The 22,805-nt window shown below is 41.8% G+C and carries 13 protein-coding genes; 6 read left to right on the top strand and 7 right to left on the bottom strand.

Features of this window, described 5'->3' with window-relative positions; genetic code table 11:
- Nucleotides 1-49: 49 nt before the first annotated feature.
- Both DXB63_RS04215 and DXB63_RS04210 read right to left on the bottom strand, forming a co-directional pair.
- Entirely contained in the window at nucleotides 50-3,361 is a 3,312-nt protein-coding gene (locus tag DXB63_RS04215) for a hypothetical protein (protein ID WP_122125145.1), read from the bottom strand.
- A 33-nt stretch (nucleotides 3,362-3,394) separates the two neighbouring features.
- On the bottom strand, nucleotides 3,395-3,895 hold the full coding sequence (locus tag DXB63_RS04210; RefSeq protein ID WP_122125144.1) for an AraC family transcriptional regulator: 501 nt from the start codon (nucleotides 3,893-3,895) through the stop codon (nucleotides 3,395-3,397).
- A 316-nt stretch (nucleotides 3,896-4,211) separates the two neighbouring features.
- Here DXB63_RS04210 and DXB63_RS04205 point away from each other — a divergent pair, with 316 nt between their 5' ends.
- From DXB63_RS04205 to DXB63_RS04185, 5 genes are all read left to right on the top strand, one after another.
- Nucleotides 4,212-5,045 carry an AAA family ATPase gene (locus DXB63_RS04205; RefSeq protein ID WP_122125143.1) on the top strand — a complete coding sequence of 278 codons (834 nt, stop codon included), beginning with the start codon at nucleotides 4,212-4,214 and terminating at the stop codon, nucleotides 5,043-5,045.
- A 4-nt stretch (nucleotides 5,046-5,049) separates the two neighbouring features.
- Nucleotides 5,050-6,045 (top strand): DUF4435 domain-containing protein, encoded by a 996-nt coding sequence (locus tag DXB63_RS04200; protein ID WP_122125142.1) that lies wholly within the window; start codon nucleotides 5,050-5,052, stop codon nucleotides 6,043-6,045.
- An 872-nt stretch (nucleotides 6,046-6,917) separates the two neighbouring features.
- Nucleotides 6,918-9,161: an aconitate hydratase gene (locus DXB63_RS04195; protein WP_122125141.1), complete on the top strand. Its 2,244-nt coding sequence runs from the start codon at nucleotides 6,918-6,920 to the stop codon at nucleotides 9,159-9,161.
- A gap of 23 nt (nucleotides 9,162-9,184) precedes the next feature.
- A complete protein-coding gene (gene icd / locus DXB63_RS04190; RefSeq protein ID WP_122125140.1) occupies nucleotides 9,185-10,462 on the top strand; it encodes an NADP-dependent isocitrate dehydrogenase in 1,278 nt (425 codons plus the stop codon).
- 26 nt (nucleotides 10,463-10,488) lie between these two features.
- Entirely contained in the window at nucleotides 10,489-11,835 is a 1,347-nt protein-coding gene (locus DXB63_RS04185; protein WP_122125139.1) for a citrate/2-methylcitrate synthase, read from the top strand.
- Nucleotides 11,836-12,050: 215 nt separating this feature from the next.
- Here DXB63_RS04185 and DXB63_RS04180 read toward each other — a convergent pair whose 3' ends face one another.
- Together DXB63_RS04180 and DXB63_RS04175 are read right to left on the bottom strand one after the other, a co-directional pair.
- The gene (locus DXB63_RS04180; protein ID WP_369869574.1) at nucleotides 12,051-13,526 is read right to left on the bottom strand and encodes a hypothetical protein; all 1,476 of its coding nucleotides are present in this window, start codon (nucleotides 13,524-13,526) and stop codon (nucleotides 12,051-12,053) included.
- A 63-nt stretch (nucleotides 13,527-13,589) separates the two neighbouring features.
- Complete coding sequence (locus DXB63_RS04175; RefSeq protein WP_233522777.1) at nucleotides 13,590-16,388, bottom strand: TonB-dependent receptor; 2,799 nt, start codon at nucleotides 16,386-16,388, stop codon at nucleotides 13,590-13,592.
- A gap of 195 nt (nucleotides 16,389-16,583) precedes the next feature.
- Between DXB63_RS04175 and DXB63_RS04170 the strand changes: the two genes are divergently transcribed.
- Nucleotides 16,584-19,817 (top strand): ATP-binding protein, encoded by a 3,234-nt coding sequence (locus DXB63_RS04170; RefSeq protein ID WP_233522775.1) that lies wholly within the window; start codon nucleotides 16,584-16,586, stop codon nucleotides 19,815-19,817.
- A 178-nt stretch (nucleotides 19,818-19,995) separates the two neighbouring features.
- Here the strand turns inward: DXB63_RS04170 and DXB63_RS04165 are convergent, their stop codons facing one another.
- From DXB63_RS04165 to DXB63_RS04155, 3 genes are all read right to left on the bottom strand, one after another.
- The gene (locus DXB63_RS04165; protein WP_122125138.1) at nucleotides 19,996-20,367 is read right to left on the bottom strand and encodes a VOC family protein; all 372 of its coding nucleotides are present in this window, start codon (nucleotides 20,365-20,367) and stop codon (nucleotides 19,996-19,998) included.
- An 85-nt stretch (nucleotides 20,368-20,452) separates the two neighbouring features.
- A complete protein-coding gene (locus tag DXB63_RS04160) occupies nucleotides 20,453-21,247 on the bottom strand; it encodes a helix-turn-helix domain-containing protein (RefSeq protein ID WP_122125137.1) in 795 nt (264 codons plus the stop codon).
- A gap of 129 nt (nucleotides 21,248-21,376) precedes the next feature.
- A complete protein-coding gene (locus DXB63_RS04155) occupies nucleotides 21,377-22,804 on the bottom strand; it encodes an NADH-quinone oxidoreductase subunit N (RefSeq protein ID WP_122125136.1) in 1,428 nt (475 codons plus the stop codon).
- Nucleotide 22,805: the final 1 nt, after the last annotated feature.

Genomic DNA, 22,805 nt, shown 5'->3' with positions numbered 1-22,805 from the left:
GTGAACCTTTGGGGGATTACACCTCTGTACTTTTTACTAAGTTTTTTACTTACTTTGTCGGCTCCAAAGTTACAGTAAATGTACCATTGGATTCACCATAGTTATTTGTTGTCTTAACTTTGATGGTAACAACAGCCTTTTGAGCTAAGTTCGTTTCATTTAGCAGAAGAGTTCCTTTTGTTGCATCAAGAGTAAAGTCTTCTACTCGTAATCCGGCAGATTCAGCACCAACTTCCAATGTATATATTACGTGATCACTTTCTCCTTTCATACCCCATACATCCTTGGCATAAGTTTGTATCTTAGCTTTAGCTATTAATGAAGTGCTCCATCTATCAGCTAATGTTATCTTAGATGCTATATCAAGTGGTGTTCCTGCTAAAATATCTTTAGCTGAATATGGAAGATTTGCAACAGTAATATTTGCTGGAATAGGATAAGAAACTTGTATACCATAATCTTCGGTTGCTACTTTATTTCCTGCTACTGTAACTGTTGTTGTGATTCGTACTTTATCTATAGCATCCTGACCAGCTAATACATCACCTTCATCTGTTGTATACTTTATCTCTTGTGAAATTGTGATTTTACCGTCGGATGCAACTTCGATTCCTGTAAACTTATCAGCATTGTTCAAAGCAAATGTATAATCAGCTCCTGGAACAACTTTATAAGCTTGAGCATCAGTACCATTCAGGTTATTTATGATTTCAAAATTCGTATCTGAAGCCTTAGGCTTTTCGTATTGAACGAAGTAGGTTACATTATTAGTAATCCAACGTGCGTCAATAGGTACTAAGAATGTTTCTTCAGCTGGATATTGTAATATTATATTGGCTTGTGCTTCTATATCACCATAAGTGGTTTTGTATACAACGCTATAGTTATAAGTTTTCCATTTGAATGATGCAGGCAACTTAATTGTTACATTGTCTTCATTTGGTTTGTTTAAATCAATAACCATTTTATCATCGCCAGATGTTACTTTATTTCCGTCTACATAATATTCAACTGTTGCTGTTTTCATTGCTGCTAAAACTTTCTCAGGTGTACCTCCCTTAGAGCTATATAGTGTAGTCATTTTGGTAAGGTCTATTTTTGCTGTATATGTTTTAGCATTACCGGCGTCAGCTACTGTCCATGTCTTTTCTACTAGAGTTCCATAATTAACAGGATCTTCAGTAAATGTATCATCACTAATTGTGTATGTTACATCATAGATTTGATTTGGAACAGCAGGAGTTGAGTTATCGTATCCAAATACAGATTCGGCAAGGCCTAATGTGATCTCTGTACCCATATATGATGGATCGTTTTCTTTCAATTGGATGCCCTTATTACCATTTAATGTAATATGATGATTATCTAGATATGTCTTAAGATTGTTCTCTTCATTCTTGTTAACAGCTTTTCCTTGATTATCTATGAGAATACTGTTTACACTATAAATTGTCAGGTTTTGTTCGAAACCAAGATCCTGCAGGCTAAGACCTGCTACTCCTGCATAAGATATCTTTTCAGAGAAATCAACATTTACATCAGTTGCTACCTTTTGGGTATAAGGAAGATTTTTACTACTACTTTCTAAGCTAGCTTGGCTAGTTATAATAGTCTGTCCTTTAATCTTGAAATATTCAGTAGTGATATTGGTAATGCTATCTTCTTTTGCCTCTGTAGTCTTTGTAGTAGATACTATCATTGCAGTCGGGAAATATTTACCATCAACAAATTTATCAACATTAGGAGCTACTGTTACAGCGATAATACCATCACCTGTACCTGTAACACCTCTAATGTCTAAATCTTCAGCTGCTGCTCTTGTTTCCAATGCAGAACCTTCAACGATAAATGAAAGGATAGAAGCATCGCTTCCTAATCTTTTTTGTGCCATTTCTGCAAGTTCTATAGCTCTGTCGGCAGGAGAGATACGGAACTTAATAGTCATTTCTCCACCTACTTTATTGATAAAGTATGCAGGAACGAATGCACCGTCAGCGTTAGTGTATTGTGGTACAAATACAATGCTTTGGATACGTGCCATAAGGTCGCGAACTTGGCTGTCAAGAACATCGATTCTACCGGTTGCAGCAGAGATAGCGGCATCGATCGCCTTTTGAATATCTCCACCTTTTTGTAATGCTGCAGTTATTTCTGCACCTATAGCAGCTGTAAGTTGACCATTTTCTGCTGTTCCTTCTATGAATAAATTGTCTACTTGGACTTTAAGAGCACTTAGTTCATTCTTTAAACCACCTTTACCATCTTCTCCGTAGATTTCTTTCTGAAGAGTTGTTATGTCGGCTTTAGCAGCGTTAAGATCAGATTCCTTAGCGAATTTAGCATCTTCCAATACTTTAATTCTTCTGGCTAGTTCGGTATCAGCTGCTTTGTAGGCTGCATCGATAGCGTCGATCTTTCCTTCTAAAATAAGTTGCAGATTTGTAATTGCCGTGCTGATTTTGCTATCTACCTGACCAATACTTTCTTGCAAAGCACTTATATTTCCTTCTGCAACACCTAGGCGTGAGTTTATTCCGTCAACCAAAGTTTTTAAAGGAGTAACGATCTTACTGAGGTCGTTAATAGCATTTTTATTGTTTTCAGTTGCAGTCTTCAAGCTTTCATTGCTGGTTTCCAATGTCTTGATTCTAGCTTCTAATGCATCTTTAGCAGCTTTTAACTCATCTTTTGTTGCTAAGTTCTTCAAGCTGGTTTCGATACCACCGATTCTACCTTCCAAGTCACCTCTTAAACTTGTTAAGCCTTCATTTAATTTTGTTTGAAGGTCCTTTTCCAATTTATCTAAAGCTGTCTTATCGGCCTTTCCATCAAGGGCGGCATTGATCGTTGTTTGTAAAGCGGCAAGATCTTCAGCTAACTTAGCATCTTTTGCTTTTAATTCCTCGATAGCCTTATTGATAGCATCCAAAGCTGTCTTATCAGCCTTATTTGCATTCAAAGCATCGATAGCTGCTTGTAAATCAGATAAAACAGACAATTTAGCAGCTAATTCTGCACATTGTCCGTTTAATGCTTCAATAGCAGCATCGTAAACACTTTTATCTACTTTTCCGTCTACTGCAACTTTTAATGCTTCGCTAGCTTTAGTCAGTGACTCAAGGTTAGCTTTGATTTCATCAATTGCAGCTTCAAGAGTAGAACATGTTGTTGCTAAATTGGCATCAGCTTCTTTCAAGGCCTTTAATTGAGAATCGATATCTGCAATAGATACAGACTTCAATTCATCAACCTGTCCTTGCAAGTTTTTGATGTCATCGTCGTAATCAGTACAACCAACAAAATTTGCGGCTGTAATAGCTAGCACTCCGAAGAGTGCAACTTTGATAAAACTTTTCTTCATAATTTGATAATTATATTTAAAATAAAAAATAGATCATTCAGAGATTAATTCTTGCTCTGCATGAGGATATGCTGTATATAGTTTGATTATTTTATATTGTAATGGAGATAATTGCGTAATCTTTTTAAATGATGCGTAATAAGCACTGATAGATAAAAAACCGCATTTTTGAGCTATCTCCTTTATTGAAAAAGTCGAATTGTTGTCTATCAGCAATTTCTTGCTGTATTCTACTCTATAATTGTTTATTAGTGTTTTAAAATTACATTCAAAATATTTATTAATAGCCTTAGATAAGTAGGTTGTATTTGTACCTATCATTGAGCTGAATTTAATTAATGATAAATGCGGATCCAAGAAAGCTTTTTTAGAATCCAAATAATATAATACCTCTTTATATATAGTTTTTAATTGATTTGCGTATTCTCTTTGCGATATCAAAGATTTTTCGTTCTCTATTTCCGATAAGTCAGAAGTTTCCATGCATTGCTTGGAAAGCTCTATAGTCTGTAGTAGCTGTTGGCTGATCATCATGTTTTTTATTTTTTTTTATGTGTTTTAATTACGATGCGAATATAGTAATGTTCTATATTTCGTACAATCAAAGCTTTTGATAATATAAGTTTTAGGAATCCTTATTTGCAATATGATAAATATTCCTAATTTATAAATAGATTATCGAGCTTAAATCTTGTATTTTTAGTTTCTGGAATGAAAGTAATATAAATATAGTTAAAACAAAAGTGTTTTTGGTAATATCTCTCTCATAATATTTTTTGTTTATGAGAATTCGTTGAATTAGAGTTTTTTGACTAAATTTGTATGATAAACGTTATATGGTGGAATATAAATGGAGAAGAAAGCTGAATATATAAAGAGGATAGAGATTATCGGTTTATGGGGGAGAAAGAATATTGTATGGGATTTGCGTCCGGACGTGAATATCCTTTCGGGTATTAATGGTATAGGTAAGAGTACAATTCTGAATGCTTCTGTACATTTGCTTGATATGCTCTCTCAGGCGATAGAACGGAATGGAGATAAGATGAAGGTCAAAATTCATTTTGAACCCGAAGATGCTACTTTCGTTCAGTATGATGTGATACGTAGTTTTGATGGGCCTTTGCTTCATTCCGATATTATGGAGAAGATGGCGGATAAGAACGTCAAGACAGAATTGGATTGGCAAGTATATCAGCTTCAACGCCGCTATTTGGATTATCAGGTCAATATAGGTAATCGGATTATAGAACTGTTGACTTCCGAAGATGAAGAAGAAAGAGCCAAAGCTGCCCAAGTATCCGTTCCGAAGAAGATGTTTCAAGACATGGTGGATGAACTCTTCAAGGAAACCAATAAGCGGATAGACCGGAAAAGTAACGAAATTCGTTTTATTCAGGGAGATGAGCTACTTTGTCCCTATCAACTATCTTCGGGAGAGAAGCAAATGCTGGTTATATTGCTGACAGTATTGGTGCAAGACAATCAATATAGTGTCCTTTTTATGGATGAACCGGAAGTTTCGTTGCATATTGAATGGCAGCAACAGATGATATTCCTGATTCGGAAATTGAATCCGCATGCACAGATTATCTTAACTACTCATTCTCCGGCGGTGATTATGGACGGCTGGCTGGATGCTGTGACAGAGGTGAGTGATATCAGTTCGGGAGTAAATAAATAAGGGTATGGCAAAACGTCTGAACGAACATCTTACTTCCATGTGGGTCGGTGCAGCCAACCGGATGACTCCAAAGAAAGCAAAACGCAGAATTATTGCTTACGTGGAGAGTTATGATGATATTTCTTTTTGGCGTAATCTGTTTAATGATTATGAAAACGAGAATTATTGTTTTCAGGTGATGCTGCCCTCGTCCAGTTCTCTTGCCAAGGGAAAAAAGATGGCGTTGATGAATGCGCTTGGCGATTCCGGTTTGGGTGAGAATATGATTGCTTGCGTGGATAGTGATTATGATTATCTTCTGCAAGGTGCTACCCATCTATCCCGTAAGATTATCCGTAATCCGTATATATTCCATACTTATACGTATGCGATTGAGAACTACCAATGTTATGCCGAAAGCTTGCATGAAGTTTGTGTACAAGCAACTTTGAATGATCGGCATATACTGGATTTCCCGGAATTCATGAAACGATACTCCCGTATTGCTTATCCGTTGTTTTTATGGTCTATCTGGTTTTATCGTCGTCATTTGCTTTTTGTGTTCTCGTTAATGGATTTTTGTTCTTACATACGTCTGCATAATGTTGATATAAAGCACCCGGACAGATGCCTGCATGAAATGGATGAAAGAGTAAAAGCCAAGTTGGATGAGTTTAATCGGGAATATCCGAATATGCAAGAGGCGTTGGAGAAACTTCAGGAAGAATTAAGTGAGTTGGGAGTAACTCCTGATACGACCTATCTTTTTATTCAAGGTCATCATATCATGAATAATGTGGTGATGAAGCTTCTTGTTCCTGTCTGCACGGTTCTTCGGAGGGAGAGAGAGATTGAGATTAAGGAGTTGGCAGAGCACAATATGCAGTTCCGGAATGAGCTGACTTGCTATCAGAATAGTCAGTGCAGTGTGGACTTGATGCTTCGTAAGAATACAAACTATAAAGATTCTTTCCTTTACAGGAGGTTGAAAAAAGACTTGGAGAGATTCCTTAGAAGATGATTTCTCAGCATACGGTCGATTGCTTTCAAACGATAGGAGTTTGTAAACAAAGGACCGTACCTTTGTTTTCAATCGACCGTATGTTTGTTTGCAATCAGAGGTTGTTAAAACTATCTCAATTCCCCCACTTGAGCGGGGGTAGGGTGTGTGTGAATTTTAATAATCAAAGAAAGATCACACACCCCTTAATCCCCGCTTAAGCGGGGAAACTTGGATGCTTTGACTTTTGATATTCATTCTGTTTTTTCTATACTTCACGTTGTTTTTACTAAATCGAATTTACTTTTTCCTGTCTTCACCTTATCACTCTTTTACCCTATATTATTGATTACTATTCGGTTAAAGTGAAAGCACTTTTTTAGTTAAGAGTTGAGAGTGCAAAGAGTCTGAGACTCTTTTGTTTCGTTTAAGATATTCCAAGCTCTCCCTCTATTTATAGAGGGAGTACCCGCAGGGGGAGGGAGTTTTTTCTTTGAAGTTGAAAATGGAAAATGCAAAAACTCCTCCGTCACTTCGTGACACCTCCTCTATAAACAGAGGAGGAGTTTATCATCGCTTGACGCATCAAAAGAGTCTGATACACTCTCAATTCTCAACTCTCAACTCTCAACTAAAAAAGTGCTTTCACTATAATGTATTAATAATCAATCTGTAAAGAGAAAAGAGTGATAAGGTGAAGGCTGTAAAAACACTTTTCTGAAACGTGCTTCAGAGATATGAATCAGTACTTACAGGCAGGACTAATTCATACTTTAAAATATAAATAAGTTTAAATAGACTTCTAAGTTGTAATGATTACAAATATTAATCATTAATATTGTGAACAATAGAATGTTTTACCTTGTTAAATAAACACACTAAAATTATATGCAATGATATTTGATATTGAAATGATTAGGAGTTTTTACTCCTCACTTTCCCGGAAAGTAGACGAAGCTCGTGAGCATCTTCACCGTCCGATGACGCTTGCTGAAAAGATTTTATATGCACATCTATATGATGAAAGTAAGATGACCGCCTATCGTCGTGGAGAAGACTATGTAGATTTTCGTCCTGACCGGGTGGCAATGCAAGACGCAACAGCCCAGATGGCGTTATTGCAGTTCATGAATGCAGGTAAAGAGCAATCTGCCGTTCCTGCCACAGTACACTGTGACCATTTAATTCAGGCCTATCGTGGAGCTAAGGATGATCTTTCTACTGCAAATGAAACGAACAAGGAGGTTTATGATTTCTTACAGAGCGTGTCCGGTAAATACGGGATTGGCTTCTGGCGTCCGGGTGCAGGTATCATCCATCAGGTTATTTTGGAGAATTATGCTTTTCCCGGAGGAATGATGGTGGGCACGGACTCACATACCCCCAACGCAGGCGGCTTGGGCATGATAGCCATAGGGGTAGGAGGTGCCGATGCGGTAGATGTAATGACCGGAATGGAATGGGAGTTGAAGATGCCTCGCCTGATAGGTGTGAAACTGACCGGAAAATTGAACGGATGGGCTGCTCCTAAAGATATAATCCTGAAACTGGCAGGTATACTGACAGTAAAAGGGGCTACAAATGCTATCATTGAATATTTTGGTGACGGGGCGGCAACTTTATCGGCAACAGGAAAAGCTACGATTTGTAATATGGGTGCTGAGGTAGGTGCTACTACTTCTTTATTTCCTTATGATGAGGAGATGGCACGTTATCTCATAGCGACAGGCAGAGAGGAAATCGTGAAAGAAGCAGACCGCCTGGTTGCTTATCTGACTGCTGATAATGAGGTGATAGCCGAACCGGAGAAGTATTACGATAAAGTGATAGAAATAGACCTGTCTGCATTGGAACCGTATATTAACGGACCGTTCACGCCTGATGCGGCTACGCCTATTTCCGAATTTGCCGAGAAAGTAAAAGTGAACGGTTATCCGAGAAAGATGGAAGTCGGTTTAATAGGTTCTTGTACCAACTCTTCTTATCAGGATCTCAGCCGGGCTGCTTCCATTGCACGTCAAGTTGCCGAAAAGAAATTGAGTGTTGCTGCACCTCTGATTGTCAATCCCGGTTCGGAACAGATACGCTATACAGCGGAACGTGACGGCATGATCGGTGATTTTGAGGCAATAGGTGCTACCATCATGGCAAATGCCTGCGGTCCTTGCATCGGTCAGTGGAAAAGACATACGGACGATCCGAATCGTAAGAACTCCATCGTAACTTCTTTCAACCGTAATTTCGCCAAACGGGCCGACGGTAATCCGAATACGTATGCTTTTGTTGCTTCTCCTGAGTTGACAATGGCTTTGACCATTGCCGGAGACTTGTGCTTCAATCCTCTGAAAGACCGGTTGATGAATGCAAACGGCGATTTGGTCAAACTCAGTGAACCGGTAGGAGATACTTTACCGCAGAGAGGTTTTGAAGTGAAAGATAATGGTTATCTGAAACCTGACTTTAATAAAGAAGAAATAGTTATAAATCCGGCATCGGCACGCTTGCAGCGTTTGGAACCTTTCGCTCCATGGAACGGGGAGGATTATCCGGATATGCCGTTATTGATAAAGACCTCCGGCAAGTGTACTACCGACCATATTTCCATGGCAGGATCCTGGTTGAGATTCAGAGGGCATTTAGAGAATATATCGGATAATTTGTTGATGGGAGCTGTCAATGCTTTCAATGGGAAAACGAATGCTGTGCTGAATCGGGAAAATGGACAGTATGAAGCTGTATCCGCAGTTGCCAAACAATATAAGGAGAAAGGAATATCTTCCGTCGTTGTAGCAGAGGAAAATTATGGAGAAGGTTCTTCACGCGAGCATGCCGCCATGGAGCCTCGTTTCCTCCATGTAAAAGTCATATTGGCTAAGTCGTTTGCACGTATCCACGAAACAAACTTGAAGAAACAGGGTATGCTTGCCCTTACCTTTATCAATAAAGATGATTATAACCGTATTCGCGAAGACGACCTGATTTCCGTAACAGGCTTGAAAGACTTTGCACCCGGACGGAATCTGACGGTAACGCTCCGTCACGCGGATGGTACGGAAGAATCGTTTGAAGTATCTCATACATATAATGAAATGCAAATCAATTGGTTTAAAGCCGGTTCTGCATTGAACAGTAAATAATCCCCCTTTTATAAATAAATACAATGAGCAGAATAATAAAAGAAGAGAAACGGTTGGTCGTACCGGAGAATGTAACGATTCCCTTTATAGAAGGAGACGGTGTAGGTAAAGAGATAACTTCCGTATGCCTTGCCGTTGTCGATGCTGCGGTGAATGCTGCATATAAAGGTAAACGGCAGATTAAATGGAAAGAAGTTCTTGCAGGAGAGAAGGCATTTAAGTATACGGGTAAATGGCTGCCCAATGAAACGATGCAGGCTTTTAAAGAATATATTGTCGGGTTGAAAGGACCTCTGACTACCCCTGTCGGCGGGGGAATCCGTTCTTTGAATGTGGCTTTGCGTCAAGAGTTGGACTTGTATGTTTGCTTGCGTCCGGTACGTTGGTTCAAGGGAGTGGAGTCTCCATTGAAGAATCCTCAGGATGTAGATATGTATATTTTCCGCGAAAACACGGAAGATATTTATGCCGGAATAGAATGGGAGCAGGGAAGCGATGAAGCGAAGAAGTTTCTGACTTTTCTTGTTAATGAGATGAGAGTGACGAAGGTACGTTTTCCTGATACATCCGGTTTTGGTGTGAAGCCGGTGTCTATAGAAGGCACGGAAAGACTGGTGCGTGCTGCCATCCGTTATGCCATCAAGCATAAACTGCCCAGTGTTACTTTGGTACATAAAGGCAATATCATGAAGTTCACGGAAGGAGGTTTCAAAAAGTGGGGGTATGAAATGGCGGACCGTGAGTTTGCCGGAGAAACATTCAGCATGAACCGTTACAATGCGCTTGTGAAAGAACAAGGGAAAGCTGTTGCGGATGCTGCGAAAGAGGAGGCGGTGAAGCAGGGAAAAGTGATTGTTAACGATGTGATAGCAGATGCCTTTTTACAAAACACCCTGTTGCATCCCAAAGATTACTCCGTAGTGGCTACATTGAATTTGAACGGCGACTATATTTCCGACCAGTTGGCGGCTATGGTAGGCGGTATAGGCATTGCTCCGGGAGCGAATATTAACTATGATACGGGGCACGCTATCTTTGAGGCTACTCATGGCACGGCTCCCGATATTGCAGGACAAAATAAAGCGAATCCGTCTTCCATCATCTTATCGGCCGTAATGATGTTGGAATATCTCGGTTGGAAAGAGGCCGGCGAATTGATAACTTCTGCAATGGAATGTTGTTTCTCTCAGGGGCTTGCAACGGATGATTTGGCGCGTCTCATGCCGGATGGGAAGTCATTGAGTACGTCATCCTTCCGCGATGTATTGATACAGCAGATTAATTGTGAAAGTAAGAAGTGAAGTTAAATCCTTAAAATGAACAGAGTATGAAGAAAGAATATATCATCTATAAGTTGTCCGACCAGATGCGGGAGGCTTGTAAAATAGATAATGAGTTGTTTTCCAAGTTCGGTGTGAAGCGTGGCTTGCGTAATGAAGACGGTACAGGTGTACTGGTGGGACTGACGAAGATCGGTAATGTGGTTGGTTATGAACGTATTGAGGGTGGAGGACTGAAGGCTATTCCCGGTAAGTTGTTTTATCGCGGGTTGGACGTAGAGGACATTGCGCACGGGCTGATGAAAGACCGTCGTTTCGGTTTTGAAGAAGTGGCTTACCTGATGCTTTCCGGCAATCTCCCCAATAAGGAGGAACTGGCTGCTTTTAAGGAAATCATCATCGACAATATGCCGTTGGAGCAGAAGACGAAGATGAACATTCTTGACCTTGAAGGCTCTAACATTATGAATATCCTTGCACGTAGTGTATTGGAGATGTATACCTTTGATCCGAACCCTGACGATACTTCACAGGACAACCTGATGCGCCAGTCCATCGACCTGATTTCAAAGTTCCCTACGATTATAGCGTATGCTTATAATATCTTGCGGCATAGCACGCAAGGACGTTCCCTGCATATCCGTCATCCCCGTGAGGAACTCTCCATTGCCGAAAACTTCCTTTATATGCTGAAGAAGGATTATACGGAACTCGATGCCCGCGTACTCGACCTCTTGCTGGTGTTGCAGGCGGAGCACGGAGGTGGTAATAACTCTACTTTTACGGTACGTGTCACTTCTTCTACCGGAACGGATACTTATTCATCCATCGCTGCCGGCATCGGCTCATTGAAAGGCCCGCTTCACGGAGGTGCTAATATACAAGTGGTAGATATGTTCCATCACTTGAAAGATAACATTCAGGATTGGGAAAACGTGGATGAGATAGACACTTATTTTAACCGTATGCTTCGCAAGGAGGTTTATAATAAGACAGGATTGATTTACGGTATCGGTCATGCCGTCTATACCATCTCAGACCCGCGTGCGGTGTTGCTGAAAGAACTTGCACGAGATTTGGCGAAAGAGAAGGGACTTGAAAAGGAATTTGCTTTTCTGGAGCTGTTGGAAGATCGTGCCATCACTTGTTTCTCTAAATTCAAAGGAGAAGGCGGTAAGACTGTCTCCAGCAATATTGACTTCTATTCCGGTTTCGTATACGAAATGATTGGTCTGCCACAGGAAATCTATACACCGTTGTTTGCCATGGCTCGTATTGTGGGATGGACAGCGCACCGCAACGAAGAACTAACCTTCCAAGGTAAACGTATCATTCGCCCGGCTTATAAGAATGTGTTGGACGTACAACGATATGTTCCGATAAGTAAGAGGTAATGAAGAGCATTGGCATTAAAAATACAGCAGGCAGAATGTGTCAAACATCAAAGCATCCAAGTCTCCCCGCTTGAGCGGGGATTAAGGGGTGTGTGATCTTTCTTTGCTTATTAAACTGTTAGAAAACTCACACACCCCCTACCCCCGCTCAAGCGGGGGAATTGAGATAGTTTTGACAATCTCCCGTCATATATGTATATATCTAAACTATCTGCTTAGTAAACAGTGTTCTGAGGATCGAAGTTAGTCCAACCTTCCAACCAGTTATCGCTTTCATCTTTGAATGCTCCGATGTAACCGTTTGTTCCATTGATAACTGTTTTAGGACAATAGTTCTGACCTGTTTTCATCGGATCGGAAAGATTCAATGCAGCTTCTGTCATCTCTTTGTTAGTCGGTTCGCTCAAGAAGAAAGTATGTGAGTAAGATACTGCATCACTACCGGCCGGACGGTTGAGAAGTGTGTCGGCGTAGATTTTATTACCATCCGAACCTAAGATACCCATACCTGCGAAGATAACGTTCTTTAAGTAGAAATCACCATTCTTGGAATAGTCTACCGTGTTACCTTTCTCACCATCTATAATCAAACCGATGGGATAGCCGATTGCCAAAGCATTCTCACAGTTCAGTTTACTGCTACGACGGATTTGCATGGCAGATTGGAAAAGACCAAGCTTAGAGCCGTTGTTTGGATATACGCTACCACCGGTAATGTAGTCGGCAGAGTTCTTAAAGTTATCAGCCATGTTCTTAGCAGTCATCGGACCTACGAAAGTTACGTTTTTGAAAGTAGCGGTAGTGAACGGAGTTACAACATCACCACTAGCACAGTTGTCACTTTCGAATCCGTTACTTTGTGATGTATCTGCAATTCTCGGATCACGGATAGAAAGACAGTATTGAACAGTTCCGCTGAAACCGTTGTCTGTATCGAATTCATCATCCCATCCTTTGTATGCTACGAGATATTTACAGTTTACCGAACCACCGAACCATTCGTAAGAATCGTCATTTGAGTAAGATACTTGCAGGTGGTCTATGGTTGTGCCGCTTCCTACAGAACCGAAGGTGATACCGTTGATTTCCTTGTCAGTATCGAACGGATACCCTGCAAATTCTACACGGATATACTGATAAATACCGGAGTTGTCGGAATCGTTCTCACCCCCGTGTATGGTTTTCGGTCCACCTTCTATTTGCATTGTTTTTTGATTATTCTTAGCGTTACCACAGATGATAAGTCCACCCCAGTCACCCGGTTTACGGTTTCCTACACTTTCTTCGGAAGTCATGACGATCGGTTCTTCTTTTGTTCCTTTCATTTCAGCGTAACCACCCGGTTCAATGATGAGGGCGGCTTTGGTTTGCTTGTCACCTTTGATGATTGTTCCTGCAGGGATTGTAAGTTTCGCACCTTTAGTAACGTAAACCCAACCTTTTAGCAGATAAGTACCTTTTTTCAGTGTAACATCTCCTGTAAACACAAAGTTCTGGTCGCCATTACCGATTTCGGTACCATTATTGAACAACAATCCTGCACTGTAAGCGGTACTTCCATCGTGAGTTACTTCAGGGTCCTCTGTCTTAGTAGGAGTGTCGTCATCTGAGCATGAGCTCATTAAATTTCCCATTGATAAGGCTGCGCATATAATGGCTGCCCATCCGAATTGTTTCATTTCCATTTTCATTCTTTTTGTTTTAATTAGTGGGTGTTGGTTAGTCACCCTTTGTCCTTATTCTAAGTTAGTAAATTAAAAGCTGTAGCTTAATGAGAGGTTGTAGGTACGCCCCGGTTTGTAACTTTTGGTCGTTTCCTCAATTGTTCTCTTCTGTCCGTTGATCTTAACATCTTCAAATTGTTTGAAGTAGACACGTTCGGCAAGCAGGTCGCGTACGGATGCTTTCAGTTCCCATCTGCCGAAAGTCTTGCCTAATGACAGGTCTATGCTGTTGCGTGGCATCTCATACGAGTTCGGAATGTTTCGCACATCGCCTTCGGTAGTGCTACCCATGCTGCGTCCTACACCGATGATTCGTTTACCGATTCGGTTGTAGAGCACGGCTGCGTTGAGGGCATAGCGTTCATTACGGTAGAATATTCCGGCATTGATAAGATAAGGTGATTGTCCCTGCATAGGGCGGTCGATATCTTTACTGCCTTTCTCAAACTCTACTTTACTCTTGATTAATGCTGCATTAAGTGACAGACTGAAATCTTTTAATCCGATGAAGTCAAGATTCTTACGTATATCCAGTTCCACACCGTAATTGTCAGCTCCTTTTGCATTGACGTAGGAATAGATAGGGTCTGTACCTCCCGCCATCGTGTAGGTCCATTCGATAGGATTGTTAAAGCGTTTGTAGAACAATGCTACGGAGATTTGTTCACCATTGCTCGGATACCACTCATATCGCAGGTCGAGATTATGGATATAAGCAGCTTTAAGACTTGAATTACCCATGACGTCACTACCCAAATCAAAATCATTGAATACGGAAGTGGATAACTCACGGAATTCCGGACGGTTGACCGATTTTCCATAGGCAAGACGCAACTGCTGGCTTTCGGCGAGTTTGTAGGTCATGTTTACCGACGGGAAGAAATCGCTGTAATCATAGAACGTGCTGTTAGGACTTTCTTCATATTGGCGGGTATTCATAATCAGTTCCATGCGACTGTATTCATAGCGCACTCCGGCATAAAGGTTGAATACACCGAAAGGAAGGTTCATGCCCACATATCCGGAGCCTTGCGTATTATTACCTTTATAGTCGTTCAGTTTGTTCACCTCTTCGTACATATACAGTTTGTCCATGCCATAGTTTTCGTCGATGAGTACATTGTCTTGTACATTCGTATTAAATTGGAATCCTGCAGGCAATGTGTTCTGTGGCATCCATGCATATTGGAACTGGCGTGCATTGTAGGCACGGGTACGATATTCACCGTATAGTCCGGCTTTCAGTACAGGAGTGAAATCACCGAAGGCGAAGTCATGACGGTAGTTCACGTTGGCGGAAGCGATATGCTCGTCCAGACGGGTGAACTCACGGATGATGCGGTAAATGCTCATTGTTTCGTTAGTACGGTCGGTGCGTTCGATTCGGCGACGGTCCGGCAGGTTACGGTTGGCATAAGCATAGCCTGCGCTCCAGTCGAAGCGGTCGTTATCGAAAGTATGTTTACCCGTAAATTGTCCGTTGTAGGTGGTTCGGCTGGAATAATAATATTCCATATTATTGATGTTGTCTGGTTGTGCATTGAATCCCCAACGTTCAGAATAGCGGTTCTTCGCTATCTGGTTGAATATGTTCTTGAATTCATAGTGATGACGTGTACTGCGGGGTTTGAATGTCAGGTTCAGCATTGCACCGATGCGTACATCGTTACTGTACTGGTCGTCCGTTGCCTTACGCAGATAAACCGGTTCGTCTTTTACGGTGTTGTATGGGCCATAGAGCGAGTTCTCCATGTCCAGATATGTTTTGAAAGTATTGCTGTAGTTGACGGCTGCCAGCATACCATACGTACGTCCGCTTTCTGTTTCCCATTTATGATTGTAAGTCATGTTCACTTTCAAGTCTCCTACGGGCTTTATAGTGCGGATGCGCCAGTCGTTATTCAGACCGTTGTTTAGCAAGTCAATCTGGTTGGTAGCACCCGGATAAAGATTGAGTGCGCCTTTCATGCCGGCATTCAATGAGCGGAAACCGTTGTCGAAGCCTATCCAGTCTGTCGAGCTGCTTTTCGTACGTATGAAATCCCTGAAGTGTGTTTTATCGTTGATAGCTCCTCCTACCGAGATATTCAAGCCATTCTCCGACGGCATATCCTTCGTATTGATTAAGATAAACCCTCCGGTAAAGTCTGCCGGGTATTCCGGTGCGGGGCTCTTTACGATAATCATGTTATCCAACTGTGAAGAGGGGATGATATCGAATGAGAAAGCACGTGAATCGGCTTCGGAACTGGGTACGGCACTCCCGTTTACCCATACGTTGTTGTACCGTTGTGACAGTCCGCGTACCATGACGAATTTCTCGTCGATGATGGATACACCCGGTACGCGGCGGATTACTTCCGACGCGTCTTTATCCTGCGTCTTACTGATCTGCTGTGCCGAAACTCCGCTTTGCACCAGCAGGCTGTTCTTGGTGGAAGTGAGCAGTGCTACGTCGGTATTCTTTTTCATTTGCGCCACTACTGTGACATCGCCCAGCGTTTGGCTCTCCGGTTCCATTTCAATATTTAATATAGTAGGTGTATTTCCTTTTACCTGAATATTATTGAGTAAAATGGTCTTGTAGGATACATATTTTATCTCGACGTTGTAAGTTCCATCACTGATGTTGGTCAGCTCGAAGTTGCCGTCGAAGTCGGTGACGGTACCGGTTGTCGAACTGATTTGTACCGTAGCGCCTATAAGTACTTCGTGAGAAGTCTTATCTTTGATACTGCCTTTTATATTACCGGCAAAAGTAATAAAGGGAATAAAGAGTAGAGAAATAGAGATTAAAGCTCCTTTTGTTCGTAGTATTCTGTTCATCATATACAATTACTTTTTACGCTGCAAAGATGAGCCGGTTTAGTTACAGCAGTAAAACGAACGGGATACATTCTTGTTAAAGGTATGTTACATTCCTATGAATGGGGTGTTCTGTCGGGTTTTCGAAGTTTTTTTCCATCGAATCGTTCTTTATATAGCGAATAATGGATATATTTGTGGCATAACTTATTAAAAGCTATGATAGATAGAGATTTAAAGATTGAGAATGAGAAGTTCCGGCAGCTTATGACAATGGCTAAGTTAGGATGGTGGGAAGCCGACTTTACGAGTCGGGAATATGTCTGTTCTGATTTTGTGGCTGATCTTTTAGGTCTGGAGGGAGATAATACCATCAGTTTTTATGCTTTTCAGGGCTTGATACGAAGGGACTATCGGGTACGTATCTCCAATGAATTTCTATCTATACAAGATCAGGAAGTATATGAACAAACTTTTCCTGTCTCTTCTAAATATGGTGAAGTATGGGTGCACTCCAAACTTAATCAGAAGGAAAAGGATATGGACGGGAATGTTACGGCACTTGGCTTTTTGCAATGTGTAGACAACCCGGAGAAAGTCAGCACGGGTGAAGTTGCTCTCCATCGCATAAATAATCTGCTGTATCAGCAAAACAGCATATCTCGTACCCTATTGTCATTCATGCAAATAGAGGATATGACGGAAGTCATTCATAAGATACTGAAAGATATTCTTATGCAATATGATGCCGGACGTGCGTATATCTTTGAGTTCAACTTCGAAGAAGGGATGCAAAGCTGTACGTATGAGGTAACCAAGGATGATGTCTCCCGGGAAAAGGAGTCCTTACAGCAATTGCCTATCACCTCAACATCATGGTGGTGCGAGCAATTACTTATGCGCAAACCTATTATCCTGTTCAGTTTGGATGATATGCCGCCGGAAGCCGAAGAAGACTATGTGGTGTTGAAAGCACAGCATATAAAATCTCTTATGGTCGTTCCCATGGTTTATAAAGACGGTGTATGGGGATATATGGGTATCGATGTGGTGGATACTTATCGGGACTGGACGAATGAAGATTACCAATGGCTTGCCTCGCTCGCCAATATTATCAGCATATGCATGAGTCTGCGTAAGTCGGAACTCAAAGCGAAGGAAGAGCAACGTTACTTGGAGAGTCTCTATAAATATATGCCGGTAGGCTATATCCATGTTAGAATGCTTTTTGATGAAGAGGGTAATCCTTATGACTATGAATTTACGGATATTAATTCGTCGGGTCTCGAAATACTGAATTGTAATGCTTCCGATTATGTGGGTAAGAGAGCGAGCAGTCTGGGCATAGATGTGAAGAAGAGGATAGCAGTATTGGCGGAGTTGCTTTATACCAAGGAACATAAAGAGATTAACTTCCGCTTGGATGGCTCAAATAAATACTGCCATTCCGTGGCCTACTCTCCTCAGGGCAACGATATTGTCATTATGTTCTCGGATATGACCGAAACATTTGCTGCTCACGAAGCGCTTGACCGTAGTGAGAGAATACTCCGCAACATTTATAAGAACCTTCCCGTCGGCATCGAGCTCTATGACAAAGACGGTTATCTGGTAGATATGAATGACAAGGATCTGGAGATATTCGGCGTCAAAACCAAAGAAGACACTTTGGGCGTTAATATATCCGATAATCCTAATATCCCTCCGATGGTAGTGGAAAGGATTTTCAGGAAAGAGGCGCTTGATTTTACATTGAAGTACGACTTTGAGAAGACGAAAAACTACTATAATTGTGTCAGCCATGGGAATATCGACTTGATTACTAAAGTTGCTCCCCTGTATGATTCTCAGAATAACTTCATCAACTATCTGTTTATTAATATCGATAATACGGAGACGACAAATGCATATAGCAGAATACAAGAGTTCGAGAGCTTCTTTACGCTTGTTGGTGAATACGCAAAGGTGGGTTATGCCCATTTTGATGCTCTGACGCGTGACGGATATGCCTTGAGCAGTTGGTACCGTAATGTAGGCGAACAGGAAGGCACGCCGCTGACCGATGTTATCGGGGTACATGCTCATTTCCATCCGGAAGACCGGGAGATAATGCTTGCCTTTCTGGAGAAGGTGAAGAGCGGAGAAGAATCCATGCTTCGCCACGATATGCGTATTATGCGTGAGGATGGTCACTATACATGGACTCGCGTCAATGTAATCGTAAAAAACTATCGGCCGGAAGAGGGCTTTATTGAAATGGTTTGTATCAATTATGATATAACAGAGTTGAAAGAGACCGAGTACAAGCTCATTGAGGCTAAGAATAAAGCGGAAACACTTGACAAGCTGAAGTCGGCGTTTCTGGCTAATATGAGCCATGAGATACGCACACCGTTGAATGCGATTGTAGGATTCTCCAATTTATTGGTAGATACCGAGGATATAGAAGAACGTCGTCAGTATATTTCCATCGTACAGGAGAATAATGAGCTGTTATTGCAACTGATATCCGATATACTTGACCTCTCTAAGATGGAGGCGGGCACGTTTGAGTTTGTGAAAGGATATGTGGATGTGAACCAGCTTTGCAGTGAGATTGTGCGTTCAATGAGCATGAAGGCCACCGAGCTTGTAACGATTGAATTTGATGAACATCTGCCCGAATGTTATATTTATGGCGATAAGAACCGTCTGATACAAGTCATAACCAACTTTATAAACAATGCGTTGAAGTTCACCTCGAAAGGAAGCATCAAAGTAGGTTATCAACGGATAAGCGATACGGAACTGAAGTTTTATGTGCGTGATACGGGAATCGGTATCTCTGCGGATAAAGTAGGCTCTATCTTCGACCGTTTTGTCAAACTGAATTCTTTTGTGCACGGTACAGGACTGGGACTTTCCATCTGTAAGAGCCTTGTAGAACAGATGAACGGAGAGATAGGCGTTGATTCGGAAGTGGGTAAAGGTTCTTGCTTCTGGTTTACACATCCGTATGATGAACATTTATTGGAACATCATGCTGCTGATTCTCAAGACGATGTGACTAGTGGAATGTTAAGAACGGTTGCTTCTGCCGGTAAGGAGAAACCTCTCTTATTGATAGCCGAAGATACGGATAGCAATTATATTCTGATGTCATCCATCTTGCGGAAAGAGTACGAATTGGTACGTGCTCTCAATGGCAGGGAGGCGGTTGAGCTTTTCCATAAATTAAAGCCTTCTCTCATTCTTATGGACGTTAAAATGCCGGAGATGGACGGGATTGAGGCTACCAGGGAAATCCGTAAAACAGATAAGAAGATTCCCATTATAGCGGTTACGGCATTCGCTTTTGATCAGGACAGGCAGCGTACGATAAATGCGGGTTGTGACGACTATGTCTCTAAGCCTGTCTCCACACAGTTGCTGAAGGATACAATCAAGAAATGGCTCGATCATAGTAAGGGATAGGGGGGATTAAGCCTCGTCCCTGCGTCAATCGTTATATTCCCTTTGATGATAGAATAGTTTCACAAAATATGGAACAAAAGTTTCATATTTTGTGAAACATTAGTTCCATATATTATGAAACTCTTGTTGCATAAGGGAGAGAATTGATATGACTCAGGGAGTCTTTCAGATGCTGGACTTACTTATCGGCATAAAGACCGAGCGTGTTGCCCTCACTGTCTGAGAACATGGCGAAATATCCCATACCATCTGCTTCGATTTTTGTTTTGGGGCGAACGGTTTTTCCTCCGTTGGCGTTAATACGATCTAAAGTCGTTTCGATACTACCAACGGAAAGGCTGATTAAAACACCGTCTTTGGACGGATGAAAATCGGCAGCCCATGAAATCGCTACATTCGGTTGGGCTGAGAAGTCCGAGAAGAAAGCCATCTTCTCGCTTTCGCAACTGTCGCAAACCGTTAGTTTAAGTCCTAATACTGCTTCGTAGAATTTTACCGCACGTTTGAAATCCACCGAAGGAATCTCTGCAAGTTTAATTAAACTCTTCATTGTTTTTACTTTTTAATGTTATTGTATCTTATTGACTCCGCAAAGATAGAACCATGAAGGTTGGCAAACTTGTAAAAAAGAGACATTAGTAAGAGAAGTAATCGGAATGTGGAGCACAGATTGCCACATACTGGCTTGGGGTATAGCCTGAAAAGAGTTTGAATTCATTCGTCATGTGTGCCTGGTCGTAATATCCGCACTCATAGGCAAGCGTGGTAAAGCTCATCGTAGGATTGTTTTGTAACGTATAGAGTGCTTTGTGAAATCGTACAATCCGCATGAATTCTTTCGGAGTTGCTCCTATGTGTTCGTTAAAGATCCGTTGGAACTGTTTCTTGCTCAGGCAGACCGTTTCCGCCAAACGAGACACGGATAGTTCTACATCGCACAGGTTGATTGAACCTACCGTAGCGACCATTCGTTTGTAGTTGTACTCCTTAAACGGATTCAGGCGGTTGATTAAAAAGGATTCAATCAAATGGATACATACATTGTCGTCAGCCGTATTAAGAATCTTGTCCTCCAACTCCCTGAGTGGGTCGATACCCAGCTCGTCTGCCGATACAATCAGGTTGGACAATTCATATACGGGGAACTCAAAGAAAGCCTTCGCTCCAAACGGATGAAACACGACGGCAATCATGTTGACCGTACCGGTGGGAATCAAATCGGCATACGAGAGCGATTGTCCGGAGAGTGAAGTGATTGGTATCATTTGACCGTTACGCTTCATGGGGTAACCCCGATGGAAAAGTAACTCTATGTTTCCGGTGGGAATAACCCGCTGTGAATTGATCACATCGTCACTCTCCAATAACCAATAGTGCTTGACGTAAGGTGCAAGCACGGCAGAGGGCTGTATGACATTGAAGCGTTCCATGAGTGTGCAAAGTTAATCCTTTCAGTGATAATACTCTTGGAAAAAAGAGACATTCTGTACTGACAAAACAAAAGCGGGTGCGCTTCTGATGAAGGCACACCCGCTTTGTTTCTATAATTTATACGTTGCTTACATACCAAACGTAAATACATTGATTCCATCGTATACGGCACTGACAATGCCCAGCAGGATTACGCCCGCGACGCATACGGCAAGACTTATCCGTGTGTAGTTGTCACTGCGGAAAGCGGCTATCGGTTGGTCATTCGGCTTGATATACATTGCTTTTACTACTTTCAGATAGTAAAACAGAGATATGATCGTATTAATCAAGGCAATGAATACAAGTAAATGGAACCCGGCGTCGAAAGCGGACATGAAGATGAAGAACTTCGAGAAGAAGCCGGCGAACGGCGGAATACCTGCCAATGAGAACAGGGAAAGCGTCATGATAAACGATAACTTCGGGTTCGTCTGGTAGAGTCCGTTATAATCGTCCATATCCATCTTGCCTTTGCTGTTTTGTTCTATCACGTTGATAACTCCGAACGCCGCGAGGTTGGCCACAAGATACACCAATACATAGAATATCAGGGAAGTCATGCCGAGTGCGCTACCGCTGATAACGGCAAGCATAATGTATCCCGCCTGCGAGATACTGCTGAAAGCAAGGAAGCGTTTCAGGTTTTGTTGGCGCAAGGCAAACAGATTGGCGATGGTGATAGAGGCGATGATAATCCAGTAAAGCATCTCTTGCCATTCGGCTACCATCGGGGCGAATACCTTGATAAGTATCGTCATTAAGACAAATACGGCAGAGCCTTTTGAGATAACGGACAGATAGGATGTCACACTGGTTGGAGCACCTTGATATACGTCTGCCGTCCAAAGATGGAAAGGTACGAGACTTATCTTGAAACCCAAACCGGAGAAGAAGAATACCAGTGCGAGTATCTGCAACGGAGTTCCGGTTATGGCAGATGTGATGTCATCGAAATACAATGTACCCGTGGTTCCGTAAATGAAGGAGATACCGTAAAGCATCAGTCCTGACGAGAACAGTGCCGATAGGATATATTTAGCTCCCGCCTCGGCGGAGTGACCTTTGTATTTGTCGAATGCAACGAGACACGCCATTGGCACGGAAGCAAGCTCCAGTCCGATGAAGAACATCAGAAAGTTGCCCGAACTAATCATGAAGTTCATTCCGAGCAGGGTAGACAGCAACAGCACGTAAAACTCTCCTTGCTTATGACGAGTGTCTTCACGCATCAGCCAGTTGTTGGCTTGCAGTATGACGATAAGTGTTCCTACGGCAAGAATGCTTTTCACGATATTCATTACCGGCGTATATTGGTACATACCTCCAAACAGTTTCATCGGTTCATCGCCGGGGATGATATTTACCAATGTATATACAAGCATCAGCGAGCAGGCTAACGGCTGGAAATACTCGCGTGCCTTTTCTCCTGAGAACAGGTCGAACAAAAAGAGGATGATAATCACTGCTATGAGTGATAGCTCCGGTCGCATATATAAGAATTGACTATAATCCATA

The organism is Bacteroides sp. OM05-12 (assembly GCF_003438995.1).
Taxonomy (GTDB): Bacteria; Bacteroidota; Bacteroidia; order Bacteroidales; family Bacteroidaceae; genus Bacteroides.
This window is presented reverse-complemented; position numbering and strand designations above follow the sequence as displayed.

Bases quoted from the DNA above. Each gene is read 5' to 3' on its own strand.
- DXB63_RS04215 (WP_122125145.1), bottom strand. From the start codon at position 3,361: ATGAAGAAAAGTTTTATCAAAGTTGCACTCTTCGGAGTGCTAGCTATT.
- DXB63_RS04210 (WP_122125144.1), bottom strand. From the start codon at position 3,895: ATGATGATCAGCCAACAGCTACTACAGACTATAGAGCTTTCCAAGCAA.
- DXB63_RS04205 (WP_122125143.1), top strand. From the start codon at position 4,212: ATGGAGAAGAAAGCTGAATATATAAAGAGGATAGAGATTATCGGTTTA.
- DXB63_RS04200 (WP_122125142.1), top strand. From the start codon at position 5,050: ATGGCAAAACGTCTGAACGAACATCTTACTTCCATGTGGGTCGGTGCA.
- DXB63_RS04195 (WP_122125141.1), top strand. From the start codon at position 6,918: ATGATATTTGATATTGAAATGATTAGGAGTTTTTACTCCTCACTTTCC.
- icd (WP_122125140.1), top strand. From the start codon at position 9,185: ATGAGCAGAATAATAAAAGAAGAGAAACGGTTGGTCGTACCGGAGAAT.
- DXB63_RS04185 (WP_122125139.1), top strand. From the start codon at position 10,489: ATGAAGAAAGAATATATCATCTATAAGTTGTCCGACCAGATGCGGGAG.
- DXB63_RS04180 (WP_369869574.1), bottom strand. From the start codon at position 13,526: ATGAAAATGGAAATGAAACAATTCGGATGGGCAGCCATTATATGCGCA.
- DXB63_RS04175 (WP_233522777.1), bottom strand. From the start codon at position 16,388: ATGATGAACAGAATACTACGAACAAAAGGAGCTTTAATCTCTATTTCT.
- DXB63_RS04170 (WP_233522775.1), top strand. From the start codon at position 16,584: ATGATAGATAGAGATTTAAAGATTGAGAATGAGAAGTTCCGGCAGCTT.
- DXB63_RS04165 (WP_122125138.1), bottom strand. From the start codon at position 20,367: ATGAAGAGTTTAATTAAACTTGCAGAGATTCCTTCGGTGGATTTCAAA.
- DXB63_RS04160 (WP_122125137.1), bottom strand. From the start codon at position 21,247: ATGGAACGCTTCAATGTCATACAGCCCTCTGCCGTGCTTGCACCTTAC.
- DXB63_RS04155 (WP_122125136.1), bottom strand. From the start codon at position 22,804: ATGGATTATAGTCAATTCTTATATATGCGACCGGAGCTATCACTCATA.